19 protein-coding genes are annotated in these 20,117 nt (G+C 65.8%); 12 read left to right on the forward strand and 7 right to left on the reverse strand.

Annotated features, from left to right (window positions below):
• The gene (locus AC3A3W_RS15480; protein ID WP_487443911.1) at positions 1-459 is read right to left on the reverse strand and encodes an SRPBCC family protein; all 459 of its coding nucleotides are present in this window, start codon (positions 457-459) and stop codon (positions 1-3) included.
• A 129-nt stretch (positions 460-588) separates the two neighbouring features.
• Here AC3A3W_RS15480 and AC3A3W_RS15485 point away from each other — a divergent pair, with 129 nt between their 5' ends.
• A complete protein-coding gene (locus AC3A3W_RS15485) occupies positions 589-765 on the forward strand; it encodes a CsbD family protein (protein ID WP_487443912.1) in 177 nt (58 codons plus the stop codon).
• A gap of 150 nt (positions 766-915) precedes the next feature.
• Here the strand turns inward: AC3A3W_RS15485 and AC3A3W_RS15490 are convergent, their stop codons facing one another.
• Positions 916-2,376: an amino acid permease gene (locus AC3A3W_RS15490; RefSeq protein WP_205652874.1), complete on the reverse strand. Its 1,461-nt coding sequence runs from the start codon at positions 2,374-2,376 to the stop codon at positions 916-918.
• A gap of 541 nt (positions 2,377-2,917) precedes the next feature.
• On the opposite strand from AC3A3W_RS15490, the gene AC3A3W_RS15495 reads away from it, so the two are divergent.
• Together AC3A3W_RS15495 and AC3A3W_RS15500 are read left to right on the forward strand one after the other, a co-directional pair.
• Positions 2,918-3,217 (forward strand): hypothetical protein, encoded by a 300-nt coding sequence (locus tag AC3A3W_RS15495; RefSeq protein ID WP_487443913.1) that lies wholly within the window; start codon positions 2,918-2,920, stop codon positions 3,215-3,217.
• A complete protein-coding gene (locus tag AC3A3W_RS15500; protein ID WP_487443914.1) occupies positions 3,214-5,034 on the forward strand; it encodes a hypothetical protein in 1,821 nt (606 codons plus the stop codon). The genes AC3A3W_RS15495 and AC3A3W_RS15500 overlap by 4 nt, the downstream gene beginning before the upstream one ends.
• A 136-nt stretch (positions 5,035-5,170) precedes the next feature.
• On the opposite strand, the gene AC3A3W_RS15505 is transcribed toward AC3A3W_RS15500, so the two are convergent.
• The 4 genes from AC3A3W_RS15505 to AC3A3W_RS15520 all read right to left on the reverse strand — a co-directional run bounded on the left by AC3A3W_RS15505 (position 5,171) and on the right by AC3A3W_RS15520 (position 9,966).
• On the reverse strand, positions 5,171-6,961 hold the full coding sequence (locus AC3A3W_RS15505; protein WP_487443915.1) for an ABC-F family ATP-binding cassette domain-containing protein: 1,791 nt from the start codon (positions 6,959-6,961) through the stop codon (positions 5,171-5,173).
• A gap of 208 nt (positions 6,962-7,169) precedes the next feature.
• On the reverse strand, positions 7,170-8,045 hold the full coding sequence (locus AC3A3W_RS15510) for a metal ABC transporter permease (protein ID WP_487443916.1): 876 nt from the start codon (positions 8,043-8,045) through the stop codon (positions 7,170-7,172).
• A 2-nt stretch (positions 8,046-8,047) separates the two neighbouring features.
• A complete protein-coding gene (locus AC3A3W_RS15515; protein ID WP_487443917.1) occupies positions 8,048-8,914 on the reverse strand; it encodes a metal ABC transporter ATP-binding protein in 867 nt (288 codons plus the stop codon).
• Positions 8,911-9,966 carry a metal ABC transporter substrate-binding protein gene (locus tag AC3A3W_RS15520; RefSeq protein WP_487443918.1) on the reverse strand — a complete coding sequence of 352 codons (1,056 nt, stop codon included), beginning with the start codon at positions 9,964-9,966 and terminating at the stop codon, positions 8,911-8,913. Before AC3A3W_RS15520 ends, AC3A3W_RS15515 begins: the two co-directional genes overlap by 4 nt.
• 114 nt (positions 9,967-10,080) lie before the next feature.
• Between AC3A3W_RS15520 and AC3A3W_RS15525 the strand changes: the two genes are divergently transcribed.
• The 5 genes from AC3A3W_RS15525 (at position 10,081) to AC3A3W_RS15545 (ending at position 14,580) form a co-directional block, all read left to right on the forward strand.
• On the forward strand, positions 10,081-10,842 hold the full coding sequence (locus AC3A3W_RS15525; RefSeq protein WP_487443919.1) for a CPBP family intramembrane glutamic endopeptidase: 762 nt from the start codon (positions 10,081-10,083) through the stop codon (positions 10,840-10,842).
• Positions 10,843-10,905: 63 nt separating this feature from the next.
• Positions 10,906-11,346 (forward strand): VOC family protein, encoded by a 441-nt coding sequence (locus AC3A3W_RS15530; RefSeq protein WP_487443920.1) that lies wholly within the window; start codon positions 10,906-10,908, stop codon positions 11,344-11,346.
• Between the two features lie 21 nt (positions 11,347-11,367).
• A complete protein-coding gene (locus AC3A3W_RS15535) occupies positions 11,368-12,321 on the forward strand; it encodes a 1,4-dihydroxy-2-naphthoyl-CoA synthase (RefSeq protein ID WP_487443921.1) in 954 nt (317 codons plus the stop codon).
• Positions 12,322-12,414: 93 nt separating this feature from the next.
• Positions 12,415-13,590 carry an AMP-binding protein gene (locus AC3A3W_RS15540; RefSeq protein ID WP_487443922.1) on the forward strand — a complete coding sequence of 392 codons (1,176 nt, stop codon included), beginning with the start codon at positions 12,415-12,417 and terminating at the stop codon, positions 13,588-13,590.
• Positions 13,591-13,698: 108 nt separating this feature from the next.
• Positions 13,699-14,580, forward strand: coding sequence for a 1,4-dihydroxy-2-naphthoate polyprenyltransferase (locus AC3A3W_RS15545; RefSeq protein WP_487443923.1), 882 nt, complete (start codon positions 13,699-13,701; stop codon positions 14,578-14,580).
• A 58-nt stretch (positions 14,581-14,638) separates the two neighbouring features.
• Here the strand turns inward: AC3A3W_RS15545 and AC3A3W_RS15550 are convergent, their stop codons facing one another.
• Positions 14,639-14,992, reverse strand: coding sequence for a DUF4229 domain-containing protein (locus AC3A3W_RS15550; RefSeq protein ID WP_487443924.1), 354 nt, complete (start codon positions 14,990-14,992; stop codon positions 14,639-14,641).
• Positions 14,993-15,141: 149 nt separating this feature from the next.
• Here AC3A3W_RS15550 and AC3A3W_RS15555 point away from each other — a divergent pair, with 149 nt between their 5' ends.
• The 4 genes from AC3A3W_RS15555 (at position 15,142) to AC3A3W_RS15570 (ending at position 19,918) form a co-directional block, all read left to right on the forward strand.
• Complete coding sequence (locus AC3A3W_RS15555; RefSeq protein WP_487443925.1) at positions 15,142-15,555, forward strand: PLD nuclease N-terminal domain-containing protein; 414 nt, start codon at positions 15,142-15,144, stop codon at positions 15,553-15,555.
• Between the two features lie 186 nt (positions 15,556-15,741).
• Entirely contained in the window at positions 15,742-17,340 is a 1,599-nt protein-coding gene (locus AC3A3W_RS15560; RefSeq protein ID WP_487443926.1) for a PucR family transcriptional regulator, read from the forward strand.
• On the forward strand, positions 17,337-18,281 hold the full coding sequence (locus tag AC3A3W_RS15565; RefSeq protein ID WP_487443927.1) for a glutaminase: 945 nt from the start codon (positions 17,337-17,339) through the stop codon (positions 18,279-18,281). Before AC3A3W_RS15560 ends, AC3A3W_RS15565 begins: the two co-directional genes overlap by 4 nt.
• Positions 18,282-18,373: 92 nt before the next feature.
• Positions 18,374-19,918 carry an amino acid permease gene (locus AC3A3W_RS15570; protein WP_487443928.1) on the forward strand — a complete coding sequence of 515 codons (1,545 nt, stop codon included), beginning with the start codon at positions 18,374-18,376 and terminating at the stop codon, positions 19,916-19,918.
• Positions 19,919-20,117 lie beyond the last annotated feature (199 nt).

A 20,117-nucleotide genomic window follows, 5' to 3' on the forward strand; every position in this document is an offset into this window, starting at 1 on the left:
CTACAGCGACTCGGCTTTCGCGGCTATCTCCGCGAGGTCCTTGGCCAGTGCTTTCCGTGTGACGTTCATGCCGATCTTGCCGAACAGCGCCATCGCGATCTTGCTGACAACCGTGGGATGGAGGACTTCGGCGCCGAAGGTCAACGTCAGGTCCGTTCCCCCGCCGCGCTCGGCCAGCGTAAAGCGGGAGGTGTAGTCCGCCCCGCCCTGGAGTGCCTTGACTGTGGTGCTGTGGGGCGGATCGGCCTGGGCCACCCACATTTCCACAGTCTCGCGGCGGCCCATCATGGACCTTGTTTCCTTCCAGCGGGTTCCCTCGCCGTATGGACCCTCGCTGATCATCTGGATGGACTCCACACCGGAAAGAGTCCCGGCCGAGCCGGGAATGTCGGAGATCACCGCCCAGACTTTCTCCGGGCCGGCGTTCACGTGCTGCGTCAGGCTTGTGCTGTGATCCATGGTCCGAGCCTAGCCCCGGGGCCCGACATTGGCACTCGACCCTGCCCTGCCCTTGAATTAGTAAGCATGCTTTGTGTTAGGCTGAAATGGCTTTGTCAGATCAACCGGCAACGGAAGGTGGCTAACACCATGGGTATCGGAGACAAGATTTCCAACGCAGCAGAAGACTTCGGCGGCAAGGCCAAGGAAGCTGCGGGCAACGCTACAGACAATGACAGCCTGAAGGCCGAGGGCCAGAAGGACCAGGTCGTTGCCGACGCCAAAAAGGTCGGCGAAGGCGTCAAGGACGAGTTCAAGAAGGACTAATCCCCAGCGACTCACACACGACGACGGCGGACTCTCCTTGGGGGGTGTCCGCCGTCGTCGTTTGTGCATCCCGCGCCAAGCGCGAACGGACACTTAAGCCCCGTTGGAAAGGGGCTTAAGTGTCCGTTCGCGCTTTAAAGGGCGGGGAAGCTAGCTGTACAGCTCGCTCTTCGGCTCGTTGTTCTTGACCTTCTGCCAGCCCAGCCACAGCACCACCGCGAAGAACGGGATGGTTGCCAGGGTCCAGAGGCCAAGGTAGAAGACCTCGCCGCTCTTGCTGGTCATGGTGTCGAACCCGATCAGCACAGTGATGGCGAGGAGACCCAACAGCCCGGCCCAGCTGGTCCACGGCGAACCGGGCATCGGCAGGCTGGAGGTCACGCCCTTCCGGTGGCGCAGGGCGATCTGGCTGGCGAAGATGGCGCCCCAGGTGAAGATCACGCCGATCGAGGCGGTGTTCAGCGCCAGGTCAAAGGCGTGCGAACCGCCGAGCCAGATGTTCAGCAGGATGCCCACCAGGTAGAACGCGGCAATGGCCAGGATGGCTGCGTACGGCACGTGACGCGAGGACATCTTGGTGAGCCACTGCGGGGCGTGGCCGTTGTTGGCCATGGTGCGGAAGACGCGGCCGATCGAGTACAGGCCCGAATTACACGAGGACAAAGCGGCGGTGATGACGATCATGTTCATGACGTCGCCCACCCAGCCGAGGCCCATCTGGCCGAATACGGTGACGAACGGGGATACACCGGCCTTGTACTGGTCGGACGGCAGGAGCATTGCGAGCAGCGTCACCGAACCGACGTAGAAGACCACGATGCGGAGCACGACGGCGCGGATCGCCTTGGGCACTTCGCGTTCCGGGTTCTGCATTTCGCCGGCGGTGATGCCGACGAGTTCGATGCCGTTGTAGGCGAAAATCACGGCGTTGAGGACCAGGACCATGACGAGGGCGCCCTTGGGGAACATCCCGCCGTCCCCTGCGAAGAGGTTGGCCACGGAGGCGTTGCCGTCGCCCACCTGGGCGTTGGTGAGCACCATGAAGGTGCCGACTGCCAGGAAGATCAGGATGGCGCCGACCTTGAGGCAGGACGCCCAGAATTCAAACTCGCCGAACGCCTTGACGCTGAGCAGGTTCACTGCCACGAGAAGCGCCAGGGCGGCGATGGCGGATGCCTCAACCGGCACGTTGGGGAAGAAGAACTGGAAGTACAGGCCGATCGCGATCAGTTCCGCGATGCCCGTCATGCCCCAGTTGATGAAGTACATCCAGCCGGACAGGAAGGCACCCTTCTTGCCGAACATTTCGCCGGCGTAGCTGACGAAGGAGCCGGATGTCTGGCGGTACATGATGAGTTCGCCCAGTGCCCGCATGAGGAGGTAGGCGATGACGCCGGCGATGGCGTAGGAGAAGATCAGTGCCGGGCCCGTGGAGGCAAGGCGTCCGCCGGCTCCCATGAAGAGGCCGACGCCGATGGCGCCGCCCATCGCGATCATGGTGACGTGGCGTCTGCCCAGGGTCTTTTTGTAGCCCTCGGCGCTGAGGGTCGAGTCGACGGCGACGGATGGGGCCGTCCGGCTCTCAAGTTCGGTGGGGGTGATTTGAGGCACAGCTGTTCCTTGTAGGTCGTGGTGTTGCCGCAGGTCGGTATATTGCCGGTTGGGGAACCTGGAGTTCTTGCACAGATAATTCGCGTTCTAACCCCTTATGAGGGTCATATGCGTGCAAAACTCACGAAGCATCGAAGGTTCGCGCGACGCATCCATCGTACAAGATCTCGGCGGCCCTCCGTGACGCGGGCAACATTTTCCGCATCCGGCACCCGACCGGGACGCCCATGGCCTTCGAAGTATTTCGAATGGATAAAAACATTCCTGATCAGCGGCAATTGCCGCTACCCTGAGCAACATGGGGGTGACGCGCGTCACGCCCCGCCTACGGCACTCGTGCCATTCCTCAGGGGGGACTATGAGAAAGAGAGCACTACTGCCTGCAGCTCTGCTGCTTGCAGTTGCTGGGTGTTCGGGCGGCGGCTCCGGTCCTGCCGGACCGGGCACAAGCCAAACGGCGCCTGCGCCATCGGCAACAACGGGTTCAACAGAAGTGTCAGAGACACCGCTGATACCCCCGCCGCCAACCACCGCACCATCCTTGCCCACGGACGTATCCACCACACTGAACGCGATCAAGGACCTGCAGGAGCACACATGCACCGCAGGCGCCGACGGGTCGTGGAGCTTCACGGGGAACCTGGTCAATACCTCGGATATGGCCAAGACCTATACCGTTGCCGTTGCGGTGACCGTGGGGGCCGCCGTTCAGGGCCATACCCTCATAACGGAAACTGTCCCGGCGGGGAAATCGGCTGAAGTGTCAGCCAAGAACTTCGCGAAGACCACTGGCTCAACAGGCCAGTGCGAACCGGTCGTCTCGGCAAAGGATGCTTCGTGAAGAAAACTCTCCTGACGGCTGCCCTGCTCCTGAGCTTCGCGGCCGGGTCTCTTGCTGCCACGCCGGCCCTCGCCGAAGAATCCGCCACCGCCACACCGTCCTCCCAGTCCACGGAGGCGGCAGGCGCCGCCACGGCCAGCGCCACGGCCGAGGCCACGCCGACTCCGACACCGACCGGCACTGATTCGGAGGCACCGCTGCCTTCGGAGTCCATGCCGCCGTCGACCTCGGTTACGCCCACTCCGTCGGACCCCGCACCAACCACCACGTCTGGCGGCGCACCCCCTTCGGGCACCACCACGACTGCAGAGGTTGCCGATCCCGCCGTCACGCCTGAACCGGCCGTCACCACCCCGGCCCCCGCTCCGCCTCCTGCCATCACCGTCCGTGGTGCGATTGGCACGAAGTGGCGCGCCATGAACGGCGCGGCCGGCGTCCTGGGTGCGCCGCTCGCCAACGAAGTGTGCAGCGCAGGCGTCTGCGGTCAGACGTTCAAGGGCGGAACCATGTACTGGACCTCGGCAAGCGGGGCGCATCCCGTCCTGCTGACCGCCGGACGCACAGGACCGCACTGGCATGCAAACGGAGGCCGCGCCCTCTTCGGCTATCCCGTCACCGACGAAGTCGCCGTCACGGGAGGGACTATCCAGAAGTTCTCCACCGGCCGGACGCTGGCCTCCTCCACCAAGGGTGTTTTCCAGATTTGGCTGAAGGGAGCGATCGGTAGCCGCTGGACCGCGCTCGGAGGTGCCGCTGTTGTTGGCGTTCCGCTGTCCAAGGAGACCTGCGGCCTCCGCGAGGGCGGCTGCAACCAGGTGTTCTCCAAGGGCTATATCTACTGGAGCCCGAGCACCTGGGCCCGCATGGTGCGCGGCATTTACTACACCCGGTGGGTGGGCATGGGCGGCCTGAACGGCGTCATGGGCTACCCTACGAGTGATCTTTCCTGTGGAAAACCGGCCGGCGGGTGCGTCCAGACCTGGCAGCGCGCCATCATCAGCTGGTCGCCAGCGAGCGGGGCGTGGGTCACCAAGGGCGCCATCGGCGGCCGGTATGTCAGCGTAGGCGGAGTGCGGAGCGGCCTCGGGTATCCCACCGCGAACGAGAAATGCATCCCCGGGCAGTGCGTCCAGTCGTTCCAGGGCGGCTACATCGGCTGGACACCGGCGGCAGGCACGCGGATCTACGCCATGACCGAGTGCGCCAAGCTCAACAATGGGCGGACCAAGTACTCGACGAACGGCGCTAACCGGGTCCTGCTGACGTACACCGGGGGCTACAAGCAGTCCTATGCCACCAACGTCTACTGCGTCCGGGTGGCCGGTGTGTATGTCGCCGACTGGAAGACCGACGGCTACGTGGGCGCCTCCGGGTTCAAGCCGCCGGGAGTGCCCTCCGGCCCGACCCGCTACCTCTACTCGCCCACCGGCTCCTACTCGGTGACGGAGGCATTCGGACTGGGCAACCCCGGAACGAAGCTGGCCTACCGGACGCTGAACCCGAACTCCCGCTGGGGCGGAAACCCCTGGACCCCGACGTACAACAAGTACTTCGAGTCGTCCTCATGGGTGGGGTGGGACGAGAACATGTGGTACTTCGCCACACGCGCCTCGCACGACTACCGCCAGGGTGTGGTGGTCAACTACAACCGCCCGAACATCGTGCAGGACGCCGGGTTCGCCATTTTCCTGCACATGAACAAAGTCCCGACGGCGGGCTGCATCTCGCTCGATGACTGGGCAGTTGTCGACTACATCCGGAAGTCGACCCCCGGCGACCGGATCATCATGGGAACGTACAACGACATCTTCCGGTAACCCGGCAGGAGTCACCTTTTAGGACCTATCCACGTTGGCGCCAGTGCCGGCGGCCCCAGGCCGCCAGCACTGGCGCTGGCCGTTTCCGGGCCGCCCGCCCCGCCAGGCAGCTGGCGCGCCAGTTGGTTGGCGCGCGCTAGTCGGTTGGCCCTGCGGGAGCGAGCACTCCGCGGTCCATCGTGTATCGCAGCCAGGTGCCGGCGATCCCCGAGGGACCACGCGCGCCGTCGGTGACACCCTTCGCGCAGCCACGGAACCACTGCCGCAGGGCGCGGTCGTGGCTCACCATGACCACAGTCCCGCTGAACCCGGCGAGGGCGCTTTCGAGTTCCTCCACGAGTACCGGCGCCAGGTGGTTGGTCGGCTCGTCAAGCAGCAGGATGTCATGATCGCCCAGAAGCAGCCGCGCCAGCGCAAGCCGCCTCTGCTGGCCGGCAGACAATCCGCCCAAGGGAACGTGGAACTCGGTGGTGCGGAACAGGCCAAGCCGGAGCAGGGCCTCTGCATGGTCGTCGATATTGCCGCCCAGGCCGGCAGCGAATGCGGGAAGCAGCCGCAGGGATGGCTGGCGCGGCAGTTCAAGCTCCTGCTGCAGGTACCCCACCCTTCCTTGGCGCTCCACCACGCCAACGCCCGGCGCCAGCGTTCCCGCCAGCACGGACAGCAGCGTTGATTTCCCCGCCCCGTTGGGTCCCGTGATCAGGATCTTCTGTCCGGCATCCACGCGGAACCCTGGCACGTCCAGTCGGCCCGGGATACGCACACCGTGTACCCGGAAGACCGCGCCGTACAGTTCCTCGGCGTCCCGGCCTGCGCCGCCAGAGCCGGCCACGCCACCGCCCCCGCCGGGGCCGCCGTCCGCAGCCAGCCGCGCATCCAGCTTCAGCCGTTCGGGAGGCCTCTGGACCGGACTCGCTTCGAGGCGCCGGAGCCGCTCCTGGGCGTTGCGGATCTTACTCGTGGCGGCGCTCTCCCAGGTTCCGGCCTTAAAGTCGAAGCCCATTTTGTCTCCGTCGCGCCGGCGGCCGTAGCCCATCTTGGTGGCCACCGTGTCCGCCTGCTTGCGCTCCGCGGCCATGGCGTCGATCCAGCCGTGGTACTGCTGCACCCAGCGCTGGCGCTCGGCCCGCTTCTCCTTGAGGTAGCCGTCGTAGCCGTTGCCGTACCGGTTCACCGCGCAGCGTTCGGCATCCACTTCGATCACTGTGGATGCGATCTTCCGGAGCAGGACACGGTCGTTGGAAACAACCACCACCGTCCCGCGGTGGGCGGCAAGGCGTGCTTCCAGCCAGGCCACGCCGTTCGCGTCCAGATGGTTGGTGGGCTCGTCAAGAAGCAGGATTTCCGCGGGGTCCGCCAACAGGCAGGCGAGGGCCACGCGTTCCTGCTCCCCACCGGACAGCGAGCCCATGGTCCGGTTCCGGTCCACGCCGCCCAGGCCCAGCCGGTCCAGGGCCGCTTCCACCCGCGATTCTGCGGCGTAGCCTTCACGCAGCTGGTACTGGGTCTGCAGGCTGCCGTACGCCTCCAGCCCGGAGTCGTCGGCGGTGGCAAGGCCCCTTTCAAGCCGCTCAAGTTCGGCTTCGATGTCACGCAGCGGTCGCAGTGCGTCGTCGATGGCGTCGGCCACGGTCAGCCCCGCCGGCAGTCCTGCTGTCTGCGCCAGATAGCCCACACGTCCGTGGCGGGCAGCCGTGCCTGCCTCCGGCCTCTCGAGTCCTGCCAGGATTTTCAGCAGGGTGGATTTGCCGGCGCCGTTTTCTCCGACGATCGCGACGTGCTCGCCCGGGGAGATCACCAGATCGACGCCGTCAAACAGTTCGCGGTCCCCGTAGCTGTGCCCGACGCCGGAAAGGTGCAGCTGATCGGCCCGGAGGGTTTGCGCAGCGGAGGACGTCTGCGTAACGCGGGAAGTTTGGTCAGTCATGGGAAGTCCTTGCAGTCCGAAGGGTGGCCCGGATCGGTCCCGTCAAGCGGGATGTGATCTGCGGAGCCCGGGTAACGGGATGCGACCCGGCCGAATGCCATCGCCGCTGATTAGGACTTCATGCCCTCCAGACTGCCCGGCGGCGCCCACCTCCGTCAAGGTTCGCGCTCGCGCCCCAGGGCGCGTCCCGCCGTCGGCCGCTTTAACCTCAGACGGCGAGCGCAGCAGCCTTCCTGCGGCGGGCCTTCGCCAGCCGGGTGCCGATGAGCCCCTGGCGGGGGCTGAACAGATAGACGAGAGCGAAGACGGCGCCTTGCGTGAGCACCACCATGGCACCCGATGCCGTATCCAGGTAGTAGCTGAAGTAGATGCCGGCAATCGAGCATGCCGCCGAAACCACGGGAGCAATCACCAGCATGCGCGAAAAGCGGTCGGTGAGCAGGTACGCCGTGGCCCCCGGGATGATGAGCATGGCCACCACCAGCACCACGCCCACGGTCTGCAGCGCCACCACCGACGTCAACGCCAGCAGCCCCAGCAGCAGTGCGCCGAGGCGCTTCGGTGAGAGCCCGATGGCGTGCGCATGGGTGGGGTCGAATGCGTAGAGGGTGAGGTCGCGACGCTTCAGGATCAGAATGGCGAACGCCACGACGCCCAGCACCAGCACCTGGATGAGGTCCGGGATGCTGACGCCCAGCAGGTTGCCGAAAATGATGTGGTTCAGGTCCGTTTGGCTCGGCGTGACGGAGATCAGCACCAGTCCCAGGGCGAACAGGGAAGTGAACACGATGCCGATCGCGGCGTCCTCCTTCACCCGGCTCGTGTTGCGGACCACCCCGATCAAGGTCACTGCGATCAGCGCGAACACCAGCGCACCGAGGGCGAACGGCGCCCCCACGATGTAGGCAAGGACGACGCCGGGAAGCACGGCATGGGAGACGGCGTCGCCCATGAGCGACCAGCCGATCAGGACGAGCCAGCAGCTCAGGACCGCGCATACGACGGCGGCGAGCGCCGTGGTGACGATGGCGCGGACCATGAAGTCGTAGCCGAGGGGTTCCATGAGGAGAGTGATGAGGTCCATGATCAGATTCCCCGCTCGTGGTCAGTGGCCTGGGCGGGTTGCCGGTCGCCCGCGCCGTCGCGGTGGCCTGCGCCCTCCCGCTCGCCCGCGCCGTCCCGGTTCAGGACGTCCAGTCCGAACGCCATCGCTAGGTTCTCAGGCTGCAGCACCACGTCCGGAGCTCCGTGCATCAGCACCTTGTGCATCAGCAGCACGGCTTCGTCACACAGCTGCGGGAGGGCGTGCAGGTCATGGGTGGAGATCAGGATGGTGCAGCCGTCGGCGGCGAGCTCGCGCAGCAGACGCGTGATGGTGGCCTCCGAGCGCTTGTCCACGCCTGCGAAGGGCTCGTCAAGCAGCATTATCGTGGCCCCCTGGGCAATGCCCCGGGCCACAAAGGCACGCTTTTTCTGCCCGCCCGAGAGCTGGCCGATCTGCCGGCCCGCAAACTGTGAGAGTTCCACCCGGTCCAGTGCCTCGTCGACAGCAGCCCGGTCAGCCTTGGAGGGGCGGCGGGTAAAGCCCTGGTGTCCGTAGCGGCCCATCATCACCACGTCCCGCACGGACAGCGGGAACTGCCAGTCGACGTCCTCACTCTGCGGGACGTAGCCGATCCCGCCCTCCTTGCGTGCCTTGGCCGGCGGTGCGCCGTTGATCAGCACGCGCCCGGCGTCGGGCCTGATCATGCCCATGATGGCCTTGAACAGCGTGGACTTCCCGGAGCCGTTCATGCCGATCAGGCCGCAGATTCTGGCGTGGTCGAGGCTCAGTGAAGCGGAATCCAGGGCGAGCACTTCGCCGTAGTGCACGGTGACGCCCTCCACCTGGATGGCTGGTTGCGGCGCGGACTGCCCCAAGGGCGCCTGCCCGCGGGCTGCGTGCGTGCTCACGACGCCCCGCCGGTCAGTGCGGCAGTGATGACCTTGGAGTCGTGCCTGATGAGGTCCAAGTACGTGGGGACGGGGCCGTCGGCTTCGGACAGGGAGTCCACGTAGAGCACGCCGCCGAACTTTGCGCCGGTGGCTTCCACCACCTGCTGCATCGGGGCGTCGGAGACCGTGGACTCGCAGAAGACGGCGGGAACCTTGTTCTTCCGCACGAAGCCGATGGCCTCGGTGATCTGCTGGGGAGTGGCCTGCTGTTCGGCGTTGACCGCCCAGATGTACACCTCTTGGAGGCCGGCATCGCGCGTGAGGTAGGAGAAGGCTCCTTCGCAGGTCACCAGCGCCCGCTGGTTCTTGGGGACAGCGGCCAGCTTCGCCTTCATCTCATCCTGTACGGCCTGCAGCTTTGCCTTGTAGGCCTTGCCGTTGGCCTCGAACACGGCAGCGTTGCCGGGGTCCAGCTCGGAGAAGGCCTTGACCATGTTGTCCACGTAGATCTGGACGTTGACCGGCGACATCCACGCATGGGGGTTGGGCTTGCCCTTGTAGGCGTCCTCGCTGATGTTCATGACGTCCACGCCCTCGCTCACCACCGCGTGCGGCACGTCCATGCCCTCCACGAACTGCGCGAACCAGGCTTCAAGGTTGAGTCCGTTGTCCAGGATGAGGTCGGCCTGCGACGCCTTCCGGATGTCCCCCGGTGTTGGCTCGTAGCCGTGAATCTCCGCCCCGGCCTTGGTGATGGACTCCACCCGGAGTTTGTCACCGGCCACGTTCTTCGCCACGTCGGCGAGCACCGTGAACGTGGTCAGCACGACCGGCCGGCCGTCGTCGCCGTTTCCGGTCGCATTGCCGGCGCACGCGGTAAGCGAGAGGGAAAGGAGCACGACGGCGGCCGCGCACTTCAGTCTGCCGGCCCGCGTGGCGCGGGCAGTCGCGGCTGCGGTGCGGGCATGTGGACGGTGATCAGAGGTGCCGGAACCGGAGCGCGTGGCTGCACTCCGGAAGGCAACGGTTCGGCGGACTACTTTGGCGCACCGAAACAGAAAGTTAGGCATGCCGAATATTCTAACGGGAGGGTCATGGCCACTGCAACGCAGGCTACGCGGGAAGGCGTTCCCGCAGTCCCGGCCGGAGGGCCCGAAGCGCCGACGCAGGACTAGGCTGGAGGCATGGTGACAACCCGACGCCCCCTCCCCGCTCCGCGCCCGGAACTTTACCGGTTTTCGCCGCTCGACTACACCACCGTGGCGCTGTACGTGGCCATTGCCGTCTTCTTCGCAGTAGCCGGGGAACTGCTCCTGCCGCTGCTCCGGATGCTGGCTCCGACACCAGCCGTCGCGTCTTACGCAGTGAACCTGCTGTTCTACGGCGGCGTCGGCATCCTGGCGCTCTTCGCCGCGCGGCAGGTCGTGGCGCGCGACCTCAAGGTGCTGGCCACCAGGCCCTGGTTTACAGCCGCGATGGTGCCGCTGGCTGTCATCGCCATGATGATTTTCACCGCGATCCTCGTGGTCCTGGGCGGCACCACGGAGACCTCCGTCAACCAGGCCGGGCTCCAGGCGCTCATGCAGCAGGTTCCGGCGTGGCTCATGGTGCCGCTCATCGTGGTGGTGGGCCCGTTCGTGGAGGAATACATCTTCCGGCACCTGCTCATCGGCAAGCTCAGCCGCCGCGTCAACATCTGGGTCTGCTGCGCCCTGTCCGTCGTGCTGTTCGCCGCCCTCCACATCGTCGGCCAGGAGGCGCTCACGCTGACGGCCCTGATGCCGTACCTGGCCATGGGCGCAACGCTCGTGTTCGTCTACGTGTGGACAGGGCGGAACCTGATGTTCTCCTACTTCGTCCACGCGGCCAAGAACCTGCTGGCCGCCATCTTCCTGTACACCATTCCACCGGAACTCCTCGACCAGATGCAGCAGGTGCAGGGCTAGGAACCCGCGGCGCTGCCGCCGCCACCCTGTTCAGGGAGACCGCCGTCGTCGTAGTTTTGTCCCATGGGACTCAACATTCAGATCGTCGTCGACTGCAAGAATCCACATGATCTCGCCGACTGGTGGGCAGAAACGCTGGAGTGGTCGGTGGAGCCGCAGGACGAGGCGTTCATCCGGTCCATGATCGATCAGGGGTTTGCCACCGACGCGGAGACGCAGGTGCACAACGGCAAGCTGGTCTGGCGGGAGGGTTGCGCGATCCGCCCGACCGAAGAAATCGACGCCAAGAAACCCCAGCGCCGCCTGCTGTTCCAGACCGCGCCGGAGGGGAAAACCGTCAAGAACCGTGTGCACTGGGATGTGGCCCTGGACGGACGGGACAAGGACGAGGTCCGCACGCAGCTCGAAGCCCGGGGCGCCACGTTCCTGTGGACGGCCAGCCAGGGGCCTCACGAATGGCACACCATGGCGGACCCCGAAGGCAACGAGTTCTGCATCAGCTGACGCGATTACTAGACTTGGACGGTGAGCAACGAAATCCCCGCCAAGGTATCCGATGTGTTCGACCCGTCGCGCTGGCGCACCGTGTCAGGTTTCGACGACTTCCAGGACATGACGTACCACCGGCAGGTGGAGCGCTCCGAGGACGGCGCGGTGGTGCGGGACCTGCCCACCGTCCGGATCGCCTTCGACCGCCCCGAGGTCCGCAACGCCTTCCGGCCCGGCACGGTTGACGAACTCTACCGGGCCATGGACCACGCCCGGATGACCCCGGACGTCGCCACGGTCCTGCTCACGGGCAACGGCCCCTCCCCCAAGGACGGCGGGCACTCGTTCTGCTCCGGCGGGGACCAGCGGATCCGCGGCAGGGACGGGTACCGCTATGCCGACGGCGAGACCCAGGAGACCATCGACCCCGCCCGCGCCGGCCGCCTCCACATCCTGGAGGTCCAGCGGCTGATGCGGACCATGCCCAAGGTGGTCATCGCCGTCGTCAACGGCTGGGCCGCCGGGGGCGGGCACTCCCTGCATGTGGTCTCGGACCTCACCATCGCCTCGCGCCAGTACGGCAAGTTTAAGCAGACCGACGCCACGGTGGGCAGTTTCGACGCCGGTTACGGCTCCGCGCTGCTGGCCCGCCAGATCGGGCAGAAGGGTGCCCGTGAGATCTTCTTCCTGGCCCGGGAGTACTCCGCCGACGACATGGTCCGCATGGGCGCCGTGAACGAGGCCGTGGACCACGAACGGCTCGAGGACGTGGCGCTCGAATACGCCGCGGATATCGCCCGGCAGTCGCCGCAGGCCATCCGCATGCTCAAGTTCGCGTTCAACCTCGCCGACGACGGCCTGGCCGGCCAGCAGGTCTTCGCGGGTGAAGCCACACGCCTGGCCTACATGACCGATGAAGCCGTGGAGGGCAAAGAGGCGTTCCTCGAGAAGCGGGACCCGGAATGGTCCAGGTTCCCGTACTACTTCTAAGCCCGGCACGACTTCTAACCGGCGCGACGCAAAGGCAGCCCCCATGACTCCAAGGAAACCAGCCCCCAAGCACACTTCTCCTAGGAGGACCACGTGAACATCGAGCCAGCCCTGAAGGCGCTTGCTGCGGCCCTCCACGGTGAGGGCCCCGCCGTCGAACTTTCCGCCGGCCCAAACGGTGAGCCTGTGGTGACGCTGGTGGAGAGCGCCGGGATCGACGACGCCGCCGTGGTGGTGCGCACGTCCGGTTCCACAGGGACGCCCAAAGCCACGGTGCTGACGGTGGACGCCCTCGCCGCCTCGTCGATGGCCACCGCCTTCGCGCTCAAAGGCGAAGGCCAATGGCTCCTGGCCCTGCCCGTGCAGTACGTCGCAGGCGTGCAGGTGCTGGTGCGTTCGCTGTTCGCCGGGACGAGGCCGTGGGCCATGGACCTGTCCAACGGGTTCACCGTGGACGGATTCACGGCCGCGGCACTGGAACTGACGGACAAAATCCGCTTCACGTCCCTGGTGCCCTCGCAGCTGCAGCGACTGCTGGCCAACCCGTCCGCGGACACGCTCGCGGTGCTGCGCCGTTTCAACGGCATCCTGCTCGGCGGCGGACCGGCTCCGGCGGCCCTCCTTGAGTCTGCCCGCGACGCCGGCATCCGTATCATCACCACCTACGGCGCGGCCGAAACCTGCGGCGGCTGCGTGTATGACGGTTTTCCGCTCGAGGGCGTGGCCGTCCGGCTGTCCGACGACGGGCGCATCCACCTCGGCGGTGCCACGCTGGCGGCTGGCTACCTTCATGCTCCCGGGCTGACTGCGGAGGCCTTCACCGAGGAGGACGGCGTCCGCTGGTACCGGACCAACGATCTCGGGGAGCTGGATTCCGACGGCCGGCTGACCGTGCTGGGCCGCGCCGACGACGTCATAATCACCGGCGGCATCAAGATCTCCGCGGCCCATGTGCAGGAAGAGCTGGAGAAGTTCGACGGCGTGACGGCGGCTTTTGTCGCAGGCGTCCAGTCCGCGAAGTGGGGACAGGCCGTGGCTGCCTATGTTGCGGTGTCCGGTTCTCGCCCGGCCCCGTCCGGGGACGCATCCGGCGACTCGTCCGCCGACGGCGCGGACGGCGCGGCCTTGGCTGAAGAATGGCACCGGACGCTGGGCCTGCTGGCGCCCAAGACCGTCCTGCCGGCCAGCTCCCTGATCATGCTGCCCAACGGTAAACCCGACAGGCTGGCCATGATTGAACGGCTGCACGCCCTGCATCAGGGAAAATAGACTAGTTCCGCTCCGGCGCGGGCTCATCTGCGCCGGGCGGTTCTGCACCACTACTGCCGCGCTGCCTGCGCGCGCAACGCTCCACCGAACCAACACGAGGTACTCACCGTGGCCACAGCCGCACAATGGATCCAAGGCGCCCGGCTCCGCACCCTGCCGGCAGCGATCGCCCCTGTCCTGATCGGCACGGCGGCGGCTTTTGAGATGGACGCCTTCCGCCCCCTCAATGCCATTCTCGCGGCCCTTGTGGCGCTGCTCCTGCAGATCGGCGTCAACTATGCCAACGACTACTCTGACGGGGTCCGCGGCACGGACGAAAACCGTGTGGGACCGCTGCGGCTGGTCGGGTCAGGCGCAGCCCGCCCGGAGCAGGTCAAGTACGCGGCATTCGGCGCGTTTGCCGTGGCCATGCTGTTTGGCCTGGCCCTGATCATCATCACCCAGACGTGGTGGCTGCTGCTGGTGGGCGTTGGCTGCGTGATGGCGGCGTGGGGCTACACCGGGGGCAAGAACCCGTATGGCTACATGGGCCTGGGCGATGTGTTCGTGTTCGTCTTCTTCGGGCTCGTGGCGACCCTCGGCACGACCTACACCCAGGCCGGCCAGTTGAGTCTTCCGGCGGTCATTGGCTCCATCGGCACCGGTCTCATTGCCTGCGCCCTGCTGATGGCCAACAACGTCCGCGACATCCCGTCCGACATCCAGGCCGGAAAACGCACCCTTGCCGTGCGGCTGGGCGACAAGCATGCCCGTGAGAGCTACGTGCTGATGCTCGCCGTGGCCATCCTGCTGGTGGTGATTCTCGCGCCCACACGGCCCTGGATGCTGATTGTCCTGCTCCTCATCCCCGCCAGCCTGATGCCCGCCTGGCTGATGATCAACGGCCGAAATCGCAAGGCCCTCATTCCCGTCCTGAAGCAGACCGGCCTGATCAATCTTGGCTACGCCGCGCTGTTCTCGCTGGGGCTGGTGCTGAGCCACGGGCAGTAGGCGGTAGCGCCGGCGGCCGCACCGCTCGGCAGGCCGCGGCCGGAGAGGAAAGCGGGTTCTACGCTTCCTGGTTCCGGGGCTTGCCGTTCGGGTTTTCCCTGTTCGGGGCTTCGCTGTTCCGGATCTCGTTGCGGACTGTCACGTCAGGGTGGGCATCGGTCAGCCGGTCCTCAGCCTCGGCGTCGGCCACTTCACCGGCGGTGCGCAGGGGCTTGGCCCTGCCGGAGAACCGCGCATGCAGGGAGGCCGTTGCAGCATCCCGCTGTTTCTGGAAGAAAAGGTAGCTGATGGCAAAGGAAATGAGTCCAGCGCAGATCACGGCAAGGAGCCAGCCCAACTGCAGGAACACGAAGAGTGCAAACAGCGGCACAAAGAGGGCGAGACGGATCAGGGAGTATTTCACAAAAGCCACGATCCAAGTTTAGCCGCCAACCCTGGACGGAGCCTGCGGCCGGGCGTCAGCTGCCTCAAAACAGCCTCGTCCGAGGGCCGGAAATCTCTGGCACTGGCTGTGCACATACTGTAATCTCCGCCGGGTCATGTGACGGCTAGACTGAATGCATGCTCCGTGTTGCCATTGCAGTCGCCGTTCTTGCCATATACGTCTACGGACTGGTGGACGTGATCCGGACTGATGCGACCCTGACCCGAGGGTTCTCCAAAACGACGTGGATCATCATCGTTGTCTTCCTTCCCATCGTGGGCGCAGCCCTGTGGTTCCTCATCGGCCGCCCGCGCTATGAGGCACCGGTCCGGCGGGCCTACGCCCACCCCACCGCCCCTGACGACGACCCCGATTTCCTCCGCAACCTGGAACAGCGCCGCCGCAACCAGGCCGAGGCGGAGCGTCTGCGCAAGCTGAAGGACGACCTCGAGACCAAGCGCAAGAACGACGATGCCTCCCGCGGCACAGGCGAGTCGGGCGCGTCAGGCGCCGGCGACGCGAGCGCCGAAGGAAACCCCGAGGTCAAGTAGGGCAGGCACCCTCCCTTCGACTCCTGCCCGGCACTGACTCCCGCCCGGGCCGGCCCGCATTGGTTCCCGGACCGAAAACCCACCGCCGGATTTAGGTTTTGATCCATATTTTCCGGGATCCGCTGTGGATAGCATTGGGTGTCCGGACAGAGCCGTCCGGGCGGCAGTCAATGTCAAAGGACGCACATGGGCACAGCTACGGTGGACGACATCCTGTTGGATCTCCCTCTGGGTTTCGCGAGCCTGATTCTTCGACCCGAGCACGCCGAATCTCCTATTGAACGCTTTCTGATCGTTGACGCCGACGACGAGACGTCCGACGGCGGGGCCGCGTTCGTCCTGCTCATCGGGGTTCGCGGACGCTCCGCTTTGCCGGCGCTGCGGCGCCTTCTGAAGAACCCTCCGCTGGTGCTTGCCGTCAAGGGCGGGCCCGGGGAACTTGGAGAAGCCGAAGAGCTGCTCCGGGCTGCCGGAACCGGCCTCCTCCTGGTGGATCCGGCTGCGGACTGGGACCGGCTGCTCTCCATTGCCAAGGACCGGATCCAGCCACGCAGCTACCAGAGCGAGGTACTGACGCTGCTTGAAGAGGACCTGTTCGCCATCGCGCAGACCACGGCCCGCCTGACCTCCAGTCACGTGGTGATCGAAGATGCCGCGAACAAGGTCCTGGCCTACTCCACGGTGACCAACGACATCGATGAGCTGCGGAAGGCGTCTATCCTTGCCCGCCGCGGTCCGCGGAAATACGAACTCCTCCTCAAGGACCTCGGCGCCTACCGGGAACTGCACCGGACTCGCCTGCCCGTCAGGGTTCCGGCCCGCCCCCAGGACGGCCTGCGGGAGCGCGTCGCCACCACCCTGTTCGCCGGAGAACGCATCATGGGGTACATCTGGCTGCAGGAAACCGGCGGCGGGTTCGGCGACGACGTCGACTATGTCCTGACCGGATCGGCCGCGCGGGCGTCAGCCGAGCTGATCCGCTACCGCAACGAGCAGTCGGTGCACATGCGAGAGGACCGGATTGCGCGAATCCTGTCGGGTCCGGCAGAAGCCGCCGCGAGTGCCCACAGCGAAAAGATCCCAGCGGACCTCCCCTCGGCACTGATCCTGCTGGGAATGTCGGAGGCTGAGGCGCAGGCAGACGATGCAGCCCTCAAACACGGCGAACTCGCCAGCCTGGCGTCCATTCATGCGGCGGCCTACAAACCCTCAGCCATCGTGGGGCAGTTCAACGGCGATACCGCAGTGGTCGTCCCGGCGCTGCAGTCCGCCAACGCCGAAGCCGGACTCCGGAGCCTCGCCGAGGCCATCGTCCGGGACGCCGGTAAGCATCTGGGCATCAGACCGTTTGCGGCAGTGGGACCCGTCGCCCCCGACCTGTTGTCAATCCACTCCGTGACCGCCAAAACGGAGGCCCTGCTCGGCTGTATGCGGCGGTCGGGCACCGCCTCAGTGGCCACCGTAGACGACTTCGAAGTGGACATCCTGTTCCACGAGGCCGTTGAGAACTTCACCGCCTCCGACTTCCGCCATCACAGCCTGTGGACCCTTCTCCGCGACGACAGCGAGCTGGCCGAAACTCTCCGCGTGTTTTTCGAAGCGTCGCTGGACGTGGCCGAATGCGCCCAGCGGATGAAGCTGCACAAGAACACCGTCTACTACAGGATCAGCAAGGTAGGCCGGGTCACCGGCCTGAACTTCAGCAATCCCCGTCATTCACTGGTGGCGCTGCTCCACATCCAGGAGTGGGCCGGTAAGCATAAGGAGCATCTGGACAAGAAATGATGACAGCACTCGATTCACCGCCTCTTGGCCTGGTCCTGGCTGACATTGTCCGGTCCCACCGGCCCCGGAGTGAAGCGGGATCGATCCCCGCCAGCATCCCCCATTTGGCATCCCCGCCCTTCGACCGTTTCGGAATTGCGGTGGCCACTACGGCCGGGGACGTGTTCAGCGCCGGCGACGCCGACGTCCCTTTCTCGATCCAGAGCATCTCTAAGGTCTTCACCCTGGCCATGGCCCTCAGCGCCGATGACCCTGGGACGCTGTGGTCCCGGGTGCTCCGCGAACCGTCGGGAACCTCGTTCAACTCCCTGGTGCAGCTGGAAGTGGAGCACGGCATCCCCCGGAATCCGTTCATCAACTCGGGCGCCCTGGTGGTGACCGACCACCTGACGGAAAGGTTCCCTGACTCCGCAGGGCATGTCCTGCAGTTCCTCCGCGACCAAGCTGGGCCGCACGGCGGCCGGCAGGGTCCGTTCATCGATGAGGCGGCCGCAAAGAGCGAGCTGGCCAACAGCAGCCGCAACCTGGCCCTGGCCCACTTCCTGAAGGACTTCGGCAACCTGCACCGGCCCGCCGAGGCCGTGGTGGAGAACTACGTCAGGCAGTGCTCCATCATGATGAGCTGCGTCGAAGTGGCGAAGGCCGGCCTCTTCCTTGCCCGCGGCGGGCGCGGAACAAACGGCACCGTGCTCTCCCGGAGCGAAGCCAAACGCATCGGATCCATCATGCTCACCTGCGGCATGTATGACGCCGCCGGTGAGTTCGCCTACCGCGTCGGCCTGCCCGGAAAGAGCGGGGTGGGCGGCGGAATCCTCGTGGTCGTACCCGGGGAGTGCTCCATCTGCGTCTGGAGCCCGCGGCTGGACTCCAAGGGAAATTCCCTGGCAGGAACGGCGGCCCTCGCCGATCTCTCCGACCGTACCGGATGGTCCGTTTTCTGATCCGGCTCCGCGGGTCCCCGCGCTTCCTGCTCCCCCCACACTTTCCTGTTCCACCCCTCATGTAGATCTTCAACCGGTCGAAAGGATCACCCATGCCCTACAACCCCAATGACGAGGTTGGTCAGTACGAGGCCGTCACGGACCATACCGTCCCGGCCCAGGCGCATGCCACCGAATCGCTCCTTCACGCGGAGGATAAGGGCTACCACAAGAGCCTGAAGCCGCGGCAGATCCAGATGATCGCGATCGGCGGTGCGATCGGCACCGGCCTGTTCCTCGGCGCCGGCGGCCGGCTCAACGCCGCAGGCCCCTCCCTCGTGATCGCCTACGCCGTCTGCGGCTTCTTCGCCTTCCTCATCCTGCGCGCCCTGGGCGAACTCGTCCTGCACCGCCCCTCCTCCGGCTCCTTCGTCTCCTACGCCCGGGAGTTCTACGGCGAAAAGGCCGCCTTCATCTCCGGCTGGTTCTACTGGATCAACTGGGCCACCACCACCATCGTGGACATCACCGCCGCCGCCCTCTACATGAACTTCTTCGGCAAATACATCCCCTGGATGGCCGACGTCCCCCAATGGGCCTGGGCACTGATCGCCCTGGTCGTCGTGCTCTGCCTGAACCTCGTCTCCGTCAAAGTCTTCGGCGAAATGGAATTCTGGTTCGCCCTCATCAAAGTCGCCGCCCTCGTCGCGTTCCTCATCGTGGGCACCTACTTCGTCATCTTCGGCACCCCCGTGGACGGCCAGGAAGTCGGCTTCAGCCTCATCGCCGACAACGGCGGCATCTTCCCCAACGGCCTGCTGCCCATGATCATCCTCATGCAGGGCGTCCTGTTCGCCTACGCCTCCATCGAACTCGTCGGCACCGCCGCCGGCGAAACCGAAAACCCCGAAAAAATCATGCCCAAGGCCATCAACTCCGTCGTCTTCCGCATCGCCGTGTTCTACGTCGGCTCCGTCATCCTGCTGGCCCTGCTGCTGCCCTTCACCTCCTACGAAAAAGGCGTCAGCCCCTTCGTGACGTTCTTCGGCTCCATCGGCATCCAGGGCGTGGACGTCATCATGAACCTCGTCGTCCTCACCGCCGCCCTGTCCTCCCTGAACGCCGGGCTCTACTCCACCGGCCGGATCCTGCGCTCCATGTCCGTCGCCGGCTCCGCCCCGAAATTCGCCCAGCGCATGAACAAAGCCGGCGTCCCCTACGGCGGCATCGCCATCACCGCCGGCGTCTCCCTCCTCGGCGTCCCGCTGAACTACCTCGTCCCCGCCCAGGCCTTCGAAATCGTCCTGAACGTCGCCTCCGTCGGCATCATCGTCACCTGGGCCACCATCGTGCTCTGCCAGATGCAACTCAAACGCTGGTCCGACAAGGGCTGGCTCAAACGCCCCTCCTTCCGGATGTTCGGCGCCCCCTACACCGGCTACCTCTCCCTGCTGTTCCTCCTCGGCGTGCTCGTCATGGTCTTCATCGAATCCCCCCTCACCCTGCTCGTGACCCTCGTCGCCTGTGGCTTGATGGTGGGCGGCTGGTACGCCTGCCGCAAGCAGATCCACGAGATCGCCGAAACCCGCGACGGCTTCACCGGCATGTCCCCCGTCATCGCCAACCGCCCCGGCCCCGGCGCCGCCGACCGCATCTAACCCCCACCACCCAGCGCGAACGGACACTTAAGGCCCCAAAACCAAGGGCCCCAAGTGTACGTTCGCGCCTCCAGACCCCGACCACAAGAACAGAATGAAAGCCCGCCATGAACCGACGAACCCTGCTGAGCCACCAGCCCGACCGGCCGCCAAAGGAAAGCCAGGCGAACGACAGCTGCGAGGACGGCTGTTTCTTCTG

It is taken from the genome of Arthrobacter sp. Soil_N43, from assembly GCF_057655195.1.